This is a genomic window from Caulobacter sp. GW821-FHT11A05, assembly GCF_058809015.1.
Map to the genome: position 1 here is coordinate 93621 of NZ_JBXASF010000002.1, position 15727 is coordinate 109347.

The window sequence follows — 15727 nt, forward strand, 5'->3', positions numbered from 1 at the left end:
GCCGGGCCGGCCCCATCGCCGGCGCGATCTAGTCGAGGCTCTGCAGATGCGCCTTTTCGAAGGCGCGGCGCTCGTCGAGGCGGCCTTCGCGCACCTTGTGGGCCCATTCGGGGTCGGCCAGCACGGCGCGGCCGACGGCGATCAGGTCGAACTCCCCACGATCGAGCAGCTCCTCGACCTTTTCGACGCCGTCCAGGGCGGCGTCGGCGAAGCTGATGCTGTCGCTGCTGGTGTCGCCGGGGGCCCGCTTGGCGGTGGAGGCGACGCCGCCCAGGCCGACGCTGCCGACGGCGATCACCGGCTTGCCGGTGACCTTCCTGGTCCAGCCGGCCAGGGTCATCTCCGACAGCTCGCGGAAGCCCGCCTCCCAATAGCGCCGGGCCGAGGCGTGGAAGATGCTGACGCCGGCGTCGGCCAGGGGGGCAAGAATCTTCTCCAGGTCCTGCGGCGTCTCAACCAGCCGGGCGCGATAGTCCTGCTGCTTGAACTGCGACCAGCGGAAGGAGAGGGGGAAGTCCGGACCCACCGCCTGGCGGATGGCCTTGACGATCTCGACGCCGAACCGCATCCGCGCCACCAGGTCGCCGCCCCAGCGGTCGGTCCGCCGGTTGGTCTCCGACCAGAAGAAACTGTCGATCAGGTAGCCGTGGGCGCCGTGCAGCTCGACCCCGTCGAAGCCCAGCCGCTGGGCCGAGGCGGCGCCCTGCGCATAGGCGGCGATGACGTCGGCGATGTCCTCTTCGGTCATCGGCTTGGTCACATGGGTGGTGTTCTCGAAGGCGTTGAGATTCTCCGACGGGCCAAAGCCCGGGACCGCCGGATCGGGCGACATGCCGAGCTCACGGAAGCTGCCGGTGTGCCAAAGCTGCGGGAACATGTGGCCGCCGGCGGCGTGGACGGCGTCGATGACGGTCTTCCAGCCGGCCAGGGCGTCCTCGCCATAGAACCGGGGCACCGCCTCGTAGCTGTGGGCGGAGGGGTGGGGGATGTAGGTAGCTTCGCTGACCACCAGCCCGACGCCGAACCGGGCCCGGCGGGCGTAGTAGTCGGCCATGGCCTGATGCGGAACCTCGTCGGGGCAGAGGTAGCGCGACATCGGGGCCATGACGATGCGGTTGGGCAGGGTCAGCGGCCCGACGGTGAAGGGCCGGAACAGCGGGCTGTCGCGGTCGGCGGCGGTCGCCTCCGAAAGATTGAGCTGGTCCGTCATGTCCTCACCCGGTGCGCCAGGAAGCGGCGGTCGGGGTCCTATAAGCGCGCTCGCGGGCGGGTCTTACAGGGGCGGCGGCGATCATCGCATTTCCGATCCGTTTGGCGGGTGGACGGCCTCGCCGCCGGCGCCGCGGCGGTACTCGCTGGGCGTCATGCCGGTGCGGGCCCGGAACATCTTCTTGAAGAAGCCGGGATCGGAGTAGCCGACCAGGTAGCCGATGCGGTCGATGCGGCGGCTGGAGCGGGTCAGCATCTGCTTGGCCGCCTCGATCCTCAGGGTCTGCAGGTAGTCGAGCGGGGTCATGCCGAGGCTGGCCTCGAAGCGCCGGGCCAGGGTGCGCTCGCTGACCGCCAGCACCTCGGCCAGGTCGCGCAGCCTCGGCTTCTGGGAGAAGCGCAGCTGCAGCCAGTGCTGGGCGCGGCCGACCAGGCCGTCCTCGCGCAGCACCTGCGGCGAGAACACCGTCCAGGGCTGGGGGCCGTCGGGATAGGGGTCGACCAGGGTGATCTTGGCCACCCAGTTGGCGACGTTGGGCGAGGCGATGCGCTCGACCAGCCGATGGGCCAGCGCCGGCTCGGCCCGCATCGAGCCACCGCAGTAGACGTCGCCGGCCTGGGAGATCACCTGGGCGATATCGAGCTCGATGTCGGGATAGCGGCGGCGGAACCGGCGCTCCAGCCACCAGGGGACGGTGGCGACGCCGTCGGCCAACAGGCCCGCCTCGGCCAGCAGCAGCACCCCGGCCCCGCTGGCCGCCAGCACGGCTCCGGCGGCCTGTTGATGCCGCAGCCAGGCGCAGACGCTTTCCGTCCCGGCCAGCCGGGCCGCCAGGTCGAGGTCGGCGCCAACCGCGAAGGGGGCGACATAGACGAGGTCGTAGGGTTCCGGCGAGGCCACCGACTCGTCGACGGCGAAACTGCGGCCGCACTGCAGGTGCAGGGGCCGGCCGGTCGGCGACAGGACGCGGGTTTCGACCATCGCCGGCAGGACCTCGCGGTCGGCGTACTGCTGGGCGCTGTAGCGGTTGACGAGGTCGAAGATGTCCAGGACCGTCGCCAGCCCCGCCAGCTGCGCGCCGTCCAGACCCAGCACGGCGATGCGCGCCATCGATGAAGCTCCCAAGGGTCACGGGCGCGCGAGGCGTCCACGGATGTCCGTTTCACCCTTGAAGATGTCCGATCCGTCTCTGGTCGGCAAGGGCTGCTGCGTCACACTCGCCGTCACAGGTCCGGGAACCGCCGGACCACGGAGGCTCGTCCATGAACGCCATCAGGCAGATTCCCACCGCGGTCCGCCACGTCGTCCAGGGGCGGGTGATCGAGGGCGCCGCGCTCGAATACGGCCCCAGCCATGCCCGCTTCTCGACCCCGGCGCTCAATCTCGATGAGCTGGTCTGGTCGCGCGCCGAGCCGCCGCCGGCCGCCGACATCCCGGTCGACGAGATCATCGATGTCCTGGTCGCCACCGGCGAGCGGCTGACCCGCGATCCGGACGGCGCCCTGGCCGAGGCCATGGAGCGCGGCCTGGCGACCAGCCCCTATCCGCGCGACCTGGTGGAGCGGTCCTTCGCCGGCCTTGGCCAGATGTTCAACCGCGCCTCCATGGAGTTCATGCTGGAGCAGGAACTGGGCGGCAAGGACGTGGTCGACGGCTGGCGCAAGGTCGAGCGGCCCTCCGGCCGGCCGGCGCGGATCCGGGCCTTCCCGCCGCGCATCGTCCACATCATCGCCGGCAACTCGCCCGGCGTCGCCGCCCAGACCATCATCCGCGGAGCCCTGGTCAAGGGCGTGCACCTGCTCAAGCTGCCGTCCAACGAGCTGTTCAGCGCCCCGGCCATCCTCACCGCCATGGCGGCTGCCGCCCCCGGCCACCCCCTGACCCGCTGCTTCTCGGCCGCCTACTGGCGGGGGGGCGACGACAAGGTCGAGGGCATGCTGTTCCGTCCGCAGTTCTTCGACAAGCTGGTCGCCTGGGGCGGCGAGAGCACCATCCGCGGGGCGGTCAAATACGTCGGGCCGGGCTTCGAGCTGGTGTCGTTCGATCCCAAGACCTCCATCTCCCTGATCGGCCGCGAGGCCTTCGCTTCCGACGAGGTGCTGGCCGAGGTGGCCGAGAGCGCCGCCCAGGACGCCACCCTGATGAACCAGCAGGCCTGTACCTCCAGCCGCTTCCAGTTCATCGAGGGGACGCAAGCCGAGGTCGACCGGTATTGTGAGCTGCTGCAGGCGCGCCTGGGCCTGGAGCGCCGCACCGCCTCGGCCGAGCCGCAACCGATTCCGGCCAATCTTCGCGAGGAGATCGGCGGCCTGCGCGACCTGCCCGACTTCTACCGCGTCTGGGGCGGCTATGAGGGTCGCGGCCTGGTCGTCCGCTCGGACGAGCCGGTCGACTTCTATCCCGACGGCAAGGTGGTCAACGTCGTGCGGGTCGGCGACCTGAACGACGCGGTCAAGCACGTCACCGTCGCCACCTCCACCGTCGGCGTCTACCCGCCGCAGCGGAAGACGCAGCTGCGCGACCGGCTGGCCTCGGCCGGGGCCCAACGGGTCGTGGCCCTGGGCGGGGCCGGTCCGGAGATCGGCCTGCCGCACGACGGCTTCTATCCCCTGCAACGCTTCGCCCGTTGGGTGAACGACGAGGGCTAAAGACGTCCGACGCGAACGTTGGGCGAACAGAACGAGACCCCCCATCGCGGTTGCGATGGATGGGGCGTCGACGCCTGCCCGAAGCCCCTTTTTCCACCCGCCAACCCGTGCGCACGGACGATTCATCCCTCGTCCGCTACGCATATGCGATGCCGGGGCGGCGCGTCCGCGTCAGGCCCGGAACGTCCGAATCCTCACCCAAACTGTCCGTTCCGCCTCTGGTGGTCCGGCGTCAGGGGCGCAGAGTGGCGTCAAGAAAACGGGAGACAACGCCATGGAATTCAGCTCGCTCGGCGCCTTCGGCATCGAGGTCACCGGCTTCGACCTGCGCGATGATCTCTCGGCGGCGACCGCCAAGGAGGTCGTCGACCTGGTGGCCGAAAACCATGTGGCGGTGTTCCGCGGCCAGGACCTGTCGAAGGCCGACTACGACCGCTTCGGCCGCCTGTGGGGCGCGCCGATCGACTTCTTCTTCACCCCGGACCTCGACCCCGAATTCCCGGCCCTGATCCGCATCTCCAACTCGCCGGACCTCGACGTCGGCCGCCGCGACGGGGCCTCCTTCTGGCACACCGACGGCTCCTACGAGTACCTGCCGGCCAGCTTCACCATGCTCTATGGGGTGGAGGCGCCGCTGGTCGGGGGCGAGACCCTGTTCGCCGACCTGACCGCCGCCTACGAGGCCCTGCCGGCCGAGACCCGCGAGCGCCTCGATGGCCTGAAGGTCCGCCACAAGCTGGTCGGCGGCAAGCGCGGGCCCGACGAGACCCCCCTGTCGCTGGACCCCGACGCGCCGGACCGCGACGGCGGCGTGCGGGCCCGCAAGCGCGCCGCCGAACAGCCGGTGCATCCCCTGGTGCTGACCCACCCGGTCACCGGCCGCAAGGGCTTCTACGCCCTGGGCGGCACCGGCTTCGCCATCGAGGGCATGGACGAGGCCGAGGGCGAAGCGCTGCTCGAGGAGCTCAAGGTCCACGCCCTGCAGGAGCGCTTCCAGATCCGGGTCAAGGCCGGGGCCGGCGACGTGCTCATCTGGGACAACATGTGCACCCTGCACCGGGCCACCCCGATCGAATACAGCGCCGAGGACGGCAAGCGCCGCGTCCTGCTGCGCATCAGCACCAACGGCCTGCCGCCGATCTACGCGGCCAGCCGCGAACCGGCCTTCGTGGTCGATCCCGAGCTGAAGACGATCAAGTTCGGCTGACCAGGCCTTCGGCGAAGCGGCGGATTTCCGCCTCTGAGTAGGGTGACGGGTCCACCTGGATCCTGGCCCGCCGGATCGTCCCGCTGAAGCCGAACGGCTGGGCGTAGAGGCGGCTGACCGGGCCGGCGCCGTTGGCGCCGATCTCCAGACCCTGCGGCGGTCTGCCAAAGATGGCGCGGTCGTAGGCGAGATCGGCGACCGGCCCGCCATCGATAAGCAGGACGCCCCGGCCGCGCCAGGGCCGTTCGGTCATGGTCTGCTCATAGGCGATCCGGGCCGCTCCGCGCGGCAGAGGCGCGCTGAAGCTGTGACGCCGCGGTCGCGCGGTGGCCTCATAGTGGAGCCGGCCGTCCTTCACATAGAGAACGAACCCCAGGAACTGGTTGCCATAGGCGACAAGCACGCCCTCGTCGCCAGGCCCGATCGGCGCAAGCTCGACCTCGATCCGGTGCGAGCGGCCAAAGAACATCGGGGCTGTCTGCTCGGGGATCATGTCCAGCGGCGGGATCAGGTCCCATTCGGCCCGCCCGCCGCCCTCGAAGAAGGACACCAGGGATTTTTGCCGCTGGGTGCGGGTGTCGACAGGGAAGACGTCGTAGCGCCGCGCGGCCTTGAGCCATTTGGCCTCCAGCGCGGCGACGAGATCGGGCCGTTGGGCGGCCAGGTCGGTGATCTCGTTGCACTCGGCGGCGAGGTCGAACAGTTCCCAGCGATCGCCGGGCTCCATGAACCGGCCGGTGGACACGAGCCGCCAACCCTCGGCATACATGGCGCGTTGGCCATTCATCTCGAAATGCTGCTCGAGCCGGCTCTCGGGCGCGTCCCTGGCGGTCAGGGAGGCCTTGAAGCTGACGCCCTGGATGGGGCGCATCCTGCGGCCTTGATATTCGCGAAGCGGCGCGACCCCCACGCAGTCGAGGATGGTCGGAAGCAGGTCCATCACATGCACATATTGCGAGCGCAGCTCGCCGCCCGCCGGCACGGACGACGGCCAATGGACGATCAGCGGATCGGCCACCCCGCCCAGGTGGGTGTCGTGCTTGTACAGTCGGTAGGGGGTGTTTGAGGCCATCGCCCAGCCGGCCGGGTAGGCCGCGTAGCTGTCCGGACCGCCGATCTCGTCGAGCTGCGCCAATGCCTGGTCGACGGCGACGCCGCCGTTGAGGCCGGCGAACAGGTTGGTCGTGCCCTTGAGGCCGCCGTCCGGCGAACCGCCGTTGTCGGAGGCGAGAATCAGCAGGGTGTTGTCCAGCACGCCCAGCGCGGTGAGCACCTCGACCAGCCGGCCGATGTTCCAGTCGACGCGGCGCAGGCAGGCGGCATAGGCCTCCATGTAGCGGGCGTTGAGCCGGCGTTCGCCCTCGGGGAGGGCCGCCCACCGGCCGACGCCGGGGTTGGGCGGCGGCAACCGCGTGCCAGCGGGCGTGACGCCGAGCGCCTGCTGGCGTTTCAGCCGCTGCTCGCGGACCGCGTCCCAGCCCAGGTCGTAGCGGCCGCGCACCGCCTCCATGTCCTCGCGCCGGGCCTGCAGGGGCGAGTGGGCCGCCGCATGGGCCAGGTAGAGCAGGAACGGCCGGTCCGGCGCCTGGGCGCGATGTTCCCGCAGATAGGTGATGGCGCGGTCGGTAAGGTCGTCGGTGGCGTAGTAGTCCGGGGCCGGGTCGACGCGGACGTGCTGGTTGCCCTCGAACAGGCTGGCCGGCCGGAAATAGTCGGTCGAATGGCCCTGGAACCAGTAGGCGCGGTCGAACCCACGCTGCAGCGGCCAGTTGTCCATCGGGCCGGTCGCGGCGCTGGTCTCGGCGAAGTTCAGATGCCACTTGCCGCAGTGGTAGGTCGAGTAGCCGTGGGCGCGCAGGGTCTCGGGCAGGGTGGCCGCGTCGTGGGTGAGATCGCCCCGGTAGCCCGGGAAGCCGGCGTCCAGCTCGGTCAGCCAGCCGATGCCGGCGCTGTGCGGGTTCAGGCCGGTCAGCAGCGAGGCGCGCGTCGCCGCGCAGACGGCGGTGGTGCGGAAGTTGACGTAGCGCAGGCCCCTCGCCGCGAGCGCGTCGGCCGCCGGGGTGTCGATCTCGCCGCCGTAGCATCCCAGGTCGGCGAAACCGACGTCGTCCAGAAGGATGACCACGACATTGGGGCTGCCGGCCTTGGCCGCGGGCCGGGACCGATGGTCCGGCCTCGACTGTTGCAGCGTCGGCCCGATCCTGCCGGCGAACGCCTCGGCGCTGGCGTCGCTGGCGCCCGCCGCCGCGCCGATGGCCGCCATGCCCGCCAGTGCGCCTCTGCGAGAGACGCGGGCCTGATTGTCAGCGCCCCTCGGGCTCTTCGCGGCCATGGCCGTTCCCTTCACTCAGGTTAGCTGGGACGCTGGTCCTGTGCTTCCAGCCAGCGCAGATGGCTCTCGAAATGCGTCGGCCGGCGCTCGATGAAGACGCCGCGCGCCCGGCCGAGCAGGGCCCCGCCCGTGGCCAGGGTCATCTCCGCTTCCAGATACCAGCGGCGGCCCTCGACCCGGTCGACCCAGGCTCGCACCTCGACGTCGCGCGCGATCGGCACGGGCTTGAGGTAGTCGACGCTGAGCCCGCCGGTGACGGTGAGGGCTCCGTTCAGGGGGCCCAGGTGGCCGAGGACCTCATCGAAGGAGGCCGCCGTCCAGCCGCCGTGGGCGACTCCCGGCCCGCCCTCCCAGCCCGGCGGACAGACCAGGCGCGCGAGGATCGTCCGCTCTCCGGCCGGCGACACCGACCGCAGGCCCAGCTGGCAGACGCCGGTCCTGCGACAGGCGTAGCAGACCATCACCTCGCCGGGCTTGAGGAACTGGGCGGCGCCGGCGTCGAGCGAGCCTGGTTCGCTCATGCGGTGGTCGAAGCCGCCGCCAATTCGCCGGCTTCGAGGGCCGCCTTGGCCTTGCGGGCCCGCTTGGCCAGCACCGAGGCCCGCAGCAGGTGGGCGCAGGGCCACAGGCTGAGGAAGACGAAGATGGCCAGGGCGTAGCGCAGCGACTGGTCGCCGAAGTAGGGCTGCAGCAGGTCGCTCAGCTTGCCGCAGACCGTCGGCCCCAGCCCGAAGCCGATCAGATTGGACAGCACCTGCAACAGGGCCGCTGTGGTGCCGCGCATGGGGGAGGGGACGAACTCTATGGCCAGGGCGTAGCCGGGGGTGCTGATGAACATGTGCAACACATGCTGCAGCGCGAAGGCCGCCAGGGCCATCCACAGACTGCCGGCCATTACACCGACCACCACCACCGGCACCATGAAGAAGGCCGCCGCCGCCATGATGCGGAACATCGCCGTCGCCCGCTTGGCGGCGAACCTGTCGGTGGCCATGCCGGCCAGGATGCTGGCCAGGGTCGCGAAGGGGGAGATGGTCAACGCAATGGTGATCCCGGCCGAGCCGATGTCGAGCCCGTGGGTGCGGATCAGGAAGGAGGCCAGCCAGGACGACAGGCCCGGGGCCACGGTGTTGGCCAGGGTCAGGGCAATGATCAGGTGCAGCAGCAGCGGGTTGGAGCCAATGGTCTTGAAGGCCGCCATGGGCGATATCCGCTGGGTCTCCTGGCGCTTGGGCTCGCGAACGACGAGCAGCAGCAGGACCATCAGCAGCAGGCCGGGGATGCCGGCCACCAGCAGGGCGGGGCGCCAGCCGTACTTGGCCGCCACGATGCCGGTGAGCGCGAAGCCGACCAAGGTGCCGATCTGGGACCCGACCAGGTAGATGCCGATGGCGGTCGAGCGCTTGTCCTTGTGGAAGTAGTCGGAGATCAGCGACAGGTTGGTTGGCGTGCCCCCCGATTCCGCGGCTCCGACGCCGACACGGACCAGGAACAGGCCCAGGTAGCCGGTGACGGTGGCGCCGAGCGCGGTCAGGCCGCTCCAGACGGTCAGCAGCACGGCCAGCAGCCGGACGCGGTGGGTGCGGTCGACCAGCATGCCGAGCGGCAGGCCGGCGATCCCGAAGGCCAGGGCGTAGGCCGTGCCGGAGATCAGGCCCAGCTGGCCGTCGGTGAGGTTGAACTCGTGCTTGATGGGCTCCTGCAGCAGGGTCAGGACCATGCGGTCGAGGTGATGCAGCATGTAGACGCAGACCAGAATGGCCAGCACGCCCCAGCGATAGAGATCACGCGCCGGGGCCGTAACCTTCGACTTGTCGTCCACTACTCATTCCTCCGCGCCGGTGTTCGCCCCGGAAATTGCCTTGCCGCCAGTTATGGGCCCCGCGCCAAGCCCTCGTCAGCGCTAATCTCGGCCGCCGGGGGAGTCATCGCGCCCGCGATCAGGCCCGGCCGGCTTGGCTTGTGAGCGGCTCTGGCCCATTCCATCGCGCTCGCGATGACTGGTTCGGACCGATGGCTTTTCCCCACGGGAAGGGAGAGTTTCAGCCTCACGAGACGACGGCGGGACCGTTCCTGGAAGTCAGGACGGCCACGCGGCGAAAGAACCGCTGCCGGCGCGCTCACCAAGGAAACAAACGGGAGGGATGGACGTGAAATTTGGAAATGGACTGCGCAAGTCGCTGATGGCGACCACAGTCATGGCGGCGCTGCTGCCGATGGCGGCCTGGGCCGCCGAGGAGACGCCGCAGTCGGAGGCGGCCACCGTCGACGAGGTCATCGTCAGCCCCCGCAAGCGCGACGAGCGCCTGCAGGACGTGCCGCTGTCGATGACGGCGGTGAACGGCCAGGCGCTGGAGCGTGAGAATATCGTCGAGACGGCGGACCTGATCCGCAAGTCGCCCAGCCTGACGATGTCGCCGGGCCTGGGCTCCAGCAAGGCGACGCCGAACTTCTCGATCCGCGGCCTCAGCCAGCAGGAACAGACCCCGCTCGCCGACGGTTCGGTCACCGTCTACGTCGGCGACATCGTCGCCGCCCGGGCCCAGGGCCTGAACCAGACCCTGTTCGATATCGCCTCGGTCGAAGTGCTGAAGGGGCCGCAGGGCACCCTGTTCGGCCGCAACGCCACCGGCGGCGCCATCCTGATCAAGCCGAACAAGCCGGTCGACGCCTTCGACGCCTACATCCAGGGCGGCATCGGCAACTACAACCTTCGCCAGCTCGAAGGCATGGTCAACGTGCCGCTCGGCGATAAGGCCCAGCTGCGCCTGGCCGCCACCATGCAGCAGCGTGACGGCTTCATCATCGATGACGTCACCGGCGATGACATCAACTACACCGACACCTGGGCCTTCCGCGCCTCGTTCGCCTGGCAGCCGACGGACGCGATCGAGTCCCTGACCGTGTTCAACACCTTCAACGAGGACGACGGCGGCCAGGGCAGCTTCATCGCCACCATCAATCCGAACGGCGCTTTCAACTCGGCGCCGGCGCGGGCGCCGCGTAACTATCCCACGCTGCAGCAGATGTTCGCCGACCAGCAGAACCGCAACAAGTACCACACGGCCAGCGGCACGCCGATGTACACCCAGGTCGAGACCTGGGACCTGGCCAACACCACGACCTTCGACATCAACGAGAACATCAGCATCCGCAACATCATCGGCGTCCGCTCGGTGCAGCTCGACATGATGGAGGACACCGACGGCCTGCCGATCCCGCTGCTGGAGATCGAGCGTCACTTCGAGGACGACCAGTTCAGCGAAGAGTTCCAGGTCTTCGGCGACACCGGCCCCGTCAACTGGATCGTCGGCGCCTACTACTTCAAGGAAGAGGCTGACGACCAAGGCATCAGCGTCACCGGTGGTGTCGATCCGGGGGCCATCCATCCCAAGTCGGTCAAGGGCTACGCGGCCTGGGCGAACACCTGGTCGAAAGTCGAGAACACCAGCTACGCCGTCTTCGCCCAGGGCACCTGGAAGATCATCGACGGGCTGTCGCTCACCGCCGGCGTTCGCCAGAACTGGGACAAGCGCGAAGCCACCATCATGAACCGCACCCAGTCGGCCTGCCGTTTCTCGACCGACGCCGACAACAACCCGGCGACGCCGGAGACCGCGACTCCCCTGGCCAACTGCGCCCTGCCTTTGTCGGCCAAGTTCGACGAGCCGACCTACGGCATCTCGCTGGACTGGAAAATCGACGAGGACACCCTGATCTACGCGGCCCACCGGCACGGTTACCGGACCGGTGGCTTCGCGGCCCGCGCCTCGACCGAAGCTGGCCTGCGGCGCACCTTCGAGCCGGAGACGGTCGATGACTACGAGATCGGCATCAAGCGCGATTGGCGCGTCGGGGACTCGTTCCTGCGCACCAACCTCGCGATCTTCACGGCCGAGTATGAGAACATCCAGCGGCTGCTGACCGATCCGACCACCATCCCGGTGACCACCGTGGCGGTGAACGCCGCCTCGGCGAAGATCACCGGCGCCGAGTTCGAATTCCTGGTGCGGGCCAACGAGTGGTTCGAGGTGTCGGGCTTCTACTCCTACACCGACGCCGCCTTCGAGGAGTTCATCACCCCGGCGGGCGTCGACCTGTCCAACGCCCCCTTCGCCCGGGCCCCGGACAATATCTGGAGCATCTCGGCCCGGGTGAATTTCCCGACGCCGGAAACCATGGGCGATCTCAGCGCCGGGGTGAGCTACTACAGCCACGACGACTGGTGGATCAACGACGACACCAACTCGGCGGCCAGCGGCTTCCGTGAGACCGGCCACCTGCCGGCCTACAAGCTGGTCAATCTCGACGTCCAGTGGAAGCGGGTGGCCGGCACGCCGGTCGATCTGTCCTTCTTCGTCAACAACGCCACCGACGAATACGTCGAGGTTCCTGAACTCAACATCGTCACCAGCCTGGGCTTCGACTCGCGCAGCGCGATGCCGCCGCGGACCTACGGCCTGCGGCTGACCTATCGCTTCGGCGGCTAAGCCACCGACCGCGCATCTAAAGAGGCCGCCGGGCGCAAGCCCGGCGGCCTTTTCTTATGGGATATCGCAGCGTCGATAGTCCGATGGGCGGCTGTTGAGCCGGGGCCCGCCACCGCCGACAATGGGGCGAGAGAAGGAGCAGGACGCATGGGCGAGCGGACAGGACGGCTGGAAGGCAAGGCGGCGATCATCACCGGGGCCGGCGGCGGCATCGGCGCGGCCACGGCGGAGCTGTTCTGTCGCGAGGGCGCCCGGGTGCTGCTGGCCGACATCCGGCTGGACGCCGTCGAGGCCCAGGCGAAGGGGCTGCGCGACGCCGGGCTCGACGCCGTAGCCTTCGAGCTCGACCTCGGCGATCCGGCCTCGATCCGGGCCATGGTCGAGGCGGCCGTCGACGCCTTTGGCGGGCTGCACATCCTGGACAACAACGCCGCCGCCACCAACCTGGCTCAGAAGGATGGCGGGACCGAGGGCATGGATCCGGACATCTGGGACGAGACGATGCGGGTCAACCTGCGCGGCCCCATGCTGGCGGCCCAGGCGGCCATCCCGCATATGCGCCGGGCCGGCGGCGGGGCGATCATCAACATCCTCTCCAACTCGGCTTTCGGGGCCGACGTCGTTCCCACCGCCTACGCCACCTCAAAGGGCGGCCTGGCGGTGCTGACCAAATACCTGGCTGCCCAGCATGGCCAGGAGGGCATCCGCTGCAACGCCGTCTCGCCGGGCCTGATCCACATCGCCGAGAAGAGCACGCCCCAGCGCGAGGCTTTCCGCGACATGATGCGAGACCATGAGCTGGCCGCCCGGTCGGGGACGCCGATGGACATCGCCCAGGCCGTCGCCTTCCTGGCCTCGGACGACGCCGGCTTCATCAACGGCCAGATCCTGCACGTCGACGGCGGCGCCCTGGCCCACTCTCCGCAGTTCGCCGACGGCGCGCGGATGCGGCGCGGTCAGTCGGTCAGCTGAGCGGCGCCACCACATAGTTGAGGGCCAGCCGGCCGCCGTCGGCATAGATGGTCTGGCCGGTGACGTAGCTGGCGTCCTCGCTGGCCAGGAAGGCGGCGACGCCGGCCATCTCCGAGGCCTCGCCGAACCGCCCCAGCGGGGTGCGCGACAGCATCATCGCCCGGGCGGTCTCGCTCAGATGTTCGGTCATCGGCGACTGGGTCGGCCCCGGGCCGATGGCGTTGACCCGCACCCCATGCGGGGCCAGCGCCAGGGCCATGGTCTTGGTCAGCATGCCCAGACCCGCCTTGCTGACGCAGTAGGCGTAGGACTCCGCCACCCCCAGCACCGCCCCGACCGAGGAGATGTGGATGATCGAGCCCTTGCGGCCCGCCGCCACCATGCGCCGGGCCACCGCCTTGCCCATCAGGAAGGGGCCGACCAGGTTGAGCCTCAGCACGGCCTCGAAATCGGCCGTCTCGGCCTCGTAGAAGACGCCGGTGGCCCGGGCCATGCCGGCCGAGCAGACGGCGATGTCGACCGGCCCAAGGGTCGCCTCGATGTCCTCGATCAGGGCTTCGATCTGGCCCTCGTCGCTGGCGTCCAGGGGGCGGAAATGGGCGTCGAGGCCCTGGGCGGCGAGAGCCTGGGCCTCGGCCTCACCCAGTTCCGTCTGGACGTCGGTCAGCACCACCCGGGCCCCGTCGGCGGCGTAGCGCTGGGCGATGGCCAGGCCGATGCCGCCGGCCGCGCCGGTGATGACGGCGATCTTTCCGTTCAGGCTCATGTCGCCGCCGGCGCAGGGCGCCGCTCCCAGAAGGCCCCGCCGTCGACGCGGATGTTGGCGCCGGTGGTGAAGCTGGCGGCGTCGCTGGCCAGGTAGAGGACGGTCGGCACGATCTCCCGCGCCTCGCCCCAGCGGTTCAGCGCCACGCTCCGATGCGCCTCCTCCTCGGTCGCCCAGGCGCCGGCGACGTCGGTCAGGAAGCCGCCCGGCGAGATGACGTTGACCCGCACCTTGGGCGCCAGCTCCTGGGCGAAGGCGATCGAGATGGCGTTCAGCGCCGCCTTCGCCCCGGCGTAGGGGGCGATCCAGGGCGAGGGCCGCTGGGCGCCGATGCTGGAGATGTTGATGATGCTGCCGCCGTCGCCGGCGACCATCCGCGCGCCGATCAGGGCGCTCAGGCGGAACGGCCCCTTGAAGTTGACCCCGACCACCTTGTCGAACAGGTCCTCGCTGGTCTCCAGGGTGGAGGGAGCCAGCGGTGACATGCCGGCGTTGTTGACCAGGATGTCGACCTTGCCGAAGGCCGCGTAGGCCGCCTGCGTCAGCTGTTCCAGGTCTTCCCAGCGGCCGACATGGGCGGCGACCGGCAGGGCCCGGCGGCCCAGCGCCTCGACCTCGCGGGCCACGGTTTCGCAGGCCTCCTGCTTGCGGCTGGAGATCACCACGTCGCAGCCGCTGCGCGCCAGGCCCAGCACGATCTCCCGCCCCAGGCCCCGGCTGCCGCCGGTCACCAGGGCGACCTTGCCCGACAGATCGACGGTCATGGTCATGGCGCTATTCCGCCGCTTCGAGGAGGTCGGCGAACAGGGCGCGGGCCTGAATCCTGCGGGTCGGCAGGTGGTCGCTGGGGTCGGGGCCAGGGGCAGGCCGGTAGCCCTTCAGCACGCTGCGGGCGACGGACGAGCGATGGATCTCGGTCGGGCCGTCGGCCAGGCCCAGCATGGCGGCGGTCATCAGCATGTGGGCGAAGGGCATCTCGTTGGAGACGCCCAGCGAGCCGTGCAGATGCATGGCCCGCCAGACGACGTCCTTGCCGATGTTGGCGGTGGCCACCTTCAGGGAGGAGATGGCTTCGCGCAGTTCAGCCGGGTCGCCGTGGCCGCCGTGCTCCTGGTCGGCCAGCCAGGCGCAGTGCAGCACCTGCAGGCGGAACTGGCGAAGGGCGATGTGGGTGTCGGCGATGTCGAACTGCACCGCCTGCTTGCGGGCCAGCGGCCCGTCGCGCAGCTCGCGGCTCAGGGCCCGCTCGCCCATCATGTCGAGGCATTTCTGGACCAGGCCGATGGTGCGCATGGCGTGGTGGATGCGGCCGCCGCCCAGCCGCGACTGGGCCACCGCGAAGCCCAGGCCGCGTGGCCCCAGCCGGGCGCTGTCGGGCACGCGGACCTTGTCGTAGCGGACGTAGGGATGGCCGCCCTTGGCCTCCGGCGGCTCGGTGAACACCCCGGTCTCGCGGACGAAACCGATGCCGGGCGAGTCGGCCGGCAGGATGAACATGGTGGCCCGCTCATGCGGCGGGGCCTCCGGATCGGTGACCGCCATGACGATGAGGAAATCGGCGAAGTTGGCGTGCGAGGAGTACCATTTCTCGCCGTCGATCACCCAGTCGTCGCCGTCCGGCGTAGCCGTGCAGGTGAACAGGGTGGGGTCGGAGCCGCCCTTGGGCTCGGTCATCGAGAAGCAGCTGTACATCTCGCCGGCCAATAGCGGGGTCAGCCAGCGGGTCTTCTGTTCGGGGGTGCCGAAGCGGGCGAGGATCTCGGAGTTGCCGCTGTCGGGCCCCTGGCAGCCGAACACCACCGGGCCCCAGTTGGTGCGGCCGAGGATCTCGTTGATGAAGGTGAAGCGGACCTGGCCGTAGCCCGGCCCGCCGAGGTCGCGGTCGAGGTGGCAGCCCCACAGGCCCTGGCGGCGGACCTCTTCCTGCAGGGGTTTGAGGATGCGGCGGGCCTGGGTGATCGAGCGGTCGTAGGGGGCGGTGGGTTCGGGCCAGAGGGCGTCGAGGGGCTCGACCTTGTCGCGGACGAAGGCGCGGGCCCAGTCGACCTTCTGCTGGAACTCGGGATCGGGCGCGAAATCAATCACTTAAGGGTCCTCCCAGA

Annotated in this window: 12 protein-coding genes; 4 read left to right on the plus strand and 8 right to left on the minus strand. The window is 69.8% G+C overall.

What is annotated here, in order from left to right; translation table 11 throughout:
• Positions 1 to 28: 28 nt before the first annotated feature.
• A complete protein-coding gene (locus AC1RSK_RS03400; protein WP_492905543.1) occupies positions 29 to 1210 on the minus strand; it encodes an NADH:flavin oxidoreductase in 1182 nt (393 codons plus the stop codon).
• An 81-nt stretch (positions 1211 to 1291) separates the two neighbouring features.
• Positions 1292 to 2320 carry a GlxA family transcriptional regulator gene (locus AC1RSK_RS03405; protein ID WP_492905544.1) on the minus strand — a complete coding sequence of 343 codons (1029 nt, stop codon included), beginning with the start codon at positions 2318 to 2320 and terminating at the stop codon, positions 1292 to 1294.
• A gap of 152 nt (positions 2321 to 2472) precedes the next feature.
• On the opposite strand from AC1RSK_RS03405, the gene AC1RSK_RS03410 reads away from it, so the two are divergent.
• Both AC1RSK_RS03410 and AC1RSK_RS03415 read left to right on the plus strand, forming a co-directional pair.
• Positions 2473 to 3858 carry an acyl-CoA reductase gene (locus AC1RSK_RS03410; protein WP_492905545.1) on the plus strand — a complete coding sequence of 462 codons (1386 nt, stop codon included), beginning with the start codon at positions 2473 to 2475 and terminating at the stop codon, positions 3856 to 3858.
• A 274-nt stretch (positions 3859 to 4132) separates the two neighbouring features.
• Complete coding sequence (locus AC1RSK_RS03415; protein WP_492905547.1) at positions 4133 to 5065, plus strand: TauD/TfdA dioxygenase family protein; 933 nt, start codon at positions 4133 to 4135, stop codon at positions 5063 to 5065.
• Here AC1RSK_RS03415 and AC1RSK_RS03420 read toward each other — a convergent pair.
• The 3 genes from AC1RSK_RS03420 to AC1RSK_RS03430 form a co-directional block, all read right to left on the minus strand.
• A complete protein-coding gene (locus AC1RSK_RS03420; RefSeq protein WP_492905549.1) occupies positions 5052 to 7328 on the minus strand; it encodes an arylsulfatase in 2277 nt (758 codons plus the stop codon). The genes AC1RSK_RS03415 and AC1RSK_RS03420 overlap by 14 nt on opposite strands.
• Positions 7329 to 7417: 89 nt before the next feature.
• On the minus strand, positions 7418 to 7918 hold the full coding sequence (locus tag AC1RSK_RS03425) for a PaaI family thioesterase (RefSeq protein WP_492905551.1): 501 nt from the start codon (positions 7916 to 7918) through the stop codon (positions 7418 to 7420).
• A complete protein-coding gene (locus tag AC1RSK_RS03430; RefSeq protein ID WP_492905553.1) occupies positions 7915 to 9219 on the minus strand; it encodes an MFS transporter in 1305 nt (434 codons plus the stop codon). The genes AC1RSK_RS03425 and AC1RSK_RS03430 overlap by 4 nt, the downstream gene beginning before the upstream one ends.
• A gap of 328 nt (positions 9220 to 9547) precedes the next feature.
• On the opposite strand from AC1RSK_RS03430, the gene AC1RSK_RS03435 reads away from it, so the two are divergent.
• Together AC1RSK_RS03435 and AC1RSK_RS03440 are read left to right on the plus strand one after the other, a co-directional pair.
• Positions 9548 to 11887 carry a TonB-dependent receptor gene (locus tag AC1RSK_RS03435; protein WP_492905555.1) on the plus strand — a complete coding sequence of 780 codons (2340 nt, stop codon included), beginning with the start codon at positions 9548 to 9550 and terminating at the stop codon, positions 11885 to 11887.
• Between the two features lie 147 nt (positions 11888 to 12034).
• A complete protein-coding gene (locus AC1RSK_RS03440) occupies positions 12035 to 12859 on the plus strand; it encodes an SDR family NAD(P)-dependent oxidoreductase (RefSeq protein WP_492905557.1) in 825 nt (274 codons plus the stop codon).
• Here AC1RSK_RS03440 and AC1RSK_RS03445 read toward each other — a convergent pair.
• Genes AC1RSK_RS03445 through AC1RSK_RS03455 form a run of 3 tightly spaced genes read right to left on the minus strand, consistent with a single transcriptional unit; the run spans position 12852 to position 15710 of the window.
• On the minus strand, positions 12852 to 13625 hold the full coding sequence (locus tag AC1RSK_RS03445) for an SDR family NAD(P)-dependent oxidoreductase (protein WP_492905559.1): 774 nt from the start codon (positions 13623 to 13625) through the stop codon (positions 12852 to 12854). The genes AC1RSK_RS03440 and AC1RSK_RS03445 overlap by 8 nt on opposite strands.
• On the minus strand, positions 13622 to 14395 hold the full coding sequence (locus AC1RSK_RS03450) for an SDR family NAD(P)-dependent oxidoreductase (protein WP_492905561.1): 774 nt from the start codon (positions 14393 to 14395) through the stop codon (positions 13622 to 13624). The genes AC1RSK_RS03445 and AC1RSK_RS03450 overlap by 4 nt, the downstream gene beginning before the upstream one ends.
• Positions 14396 to 14399: 4 nt before the next feature.
• Positions 14400 to 15710: an acyl-CoA dehydrogenase family protein gene (locus AC1RSK_RS03455; protein ID WP_492905563.1), complete on the minus strand. Its 1311-nt coding sequence runs from the start codon at positions 15708 to 15710 to the stop codon at positions 14400 to 14402.
• Between the last annotated feature and the right edge of the window lie 17 nt (positions 15711 to 15727).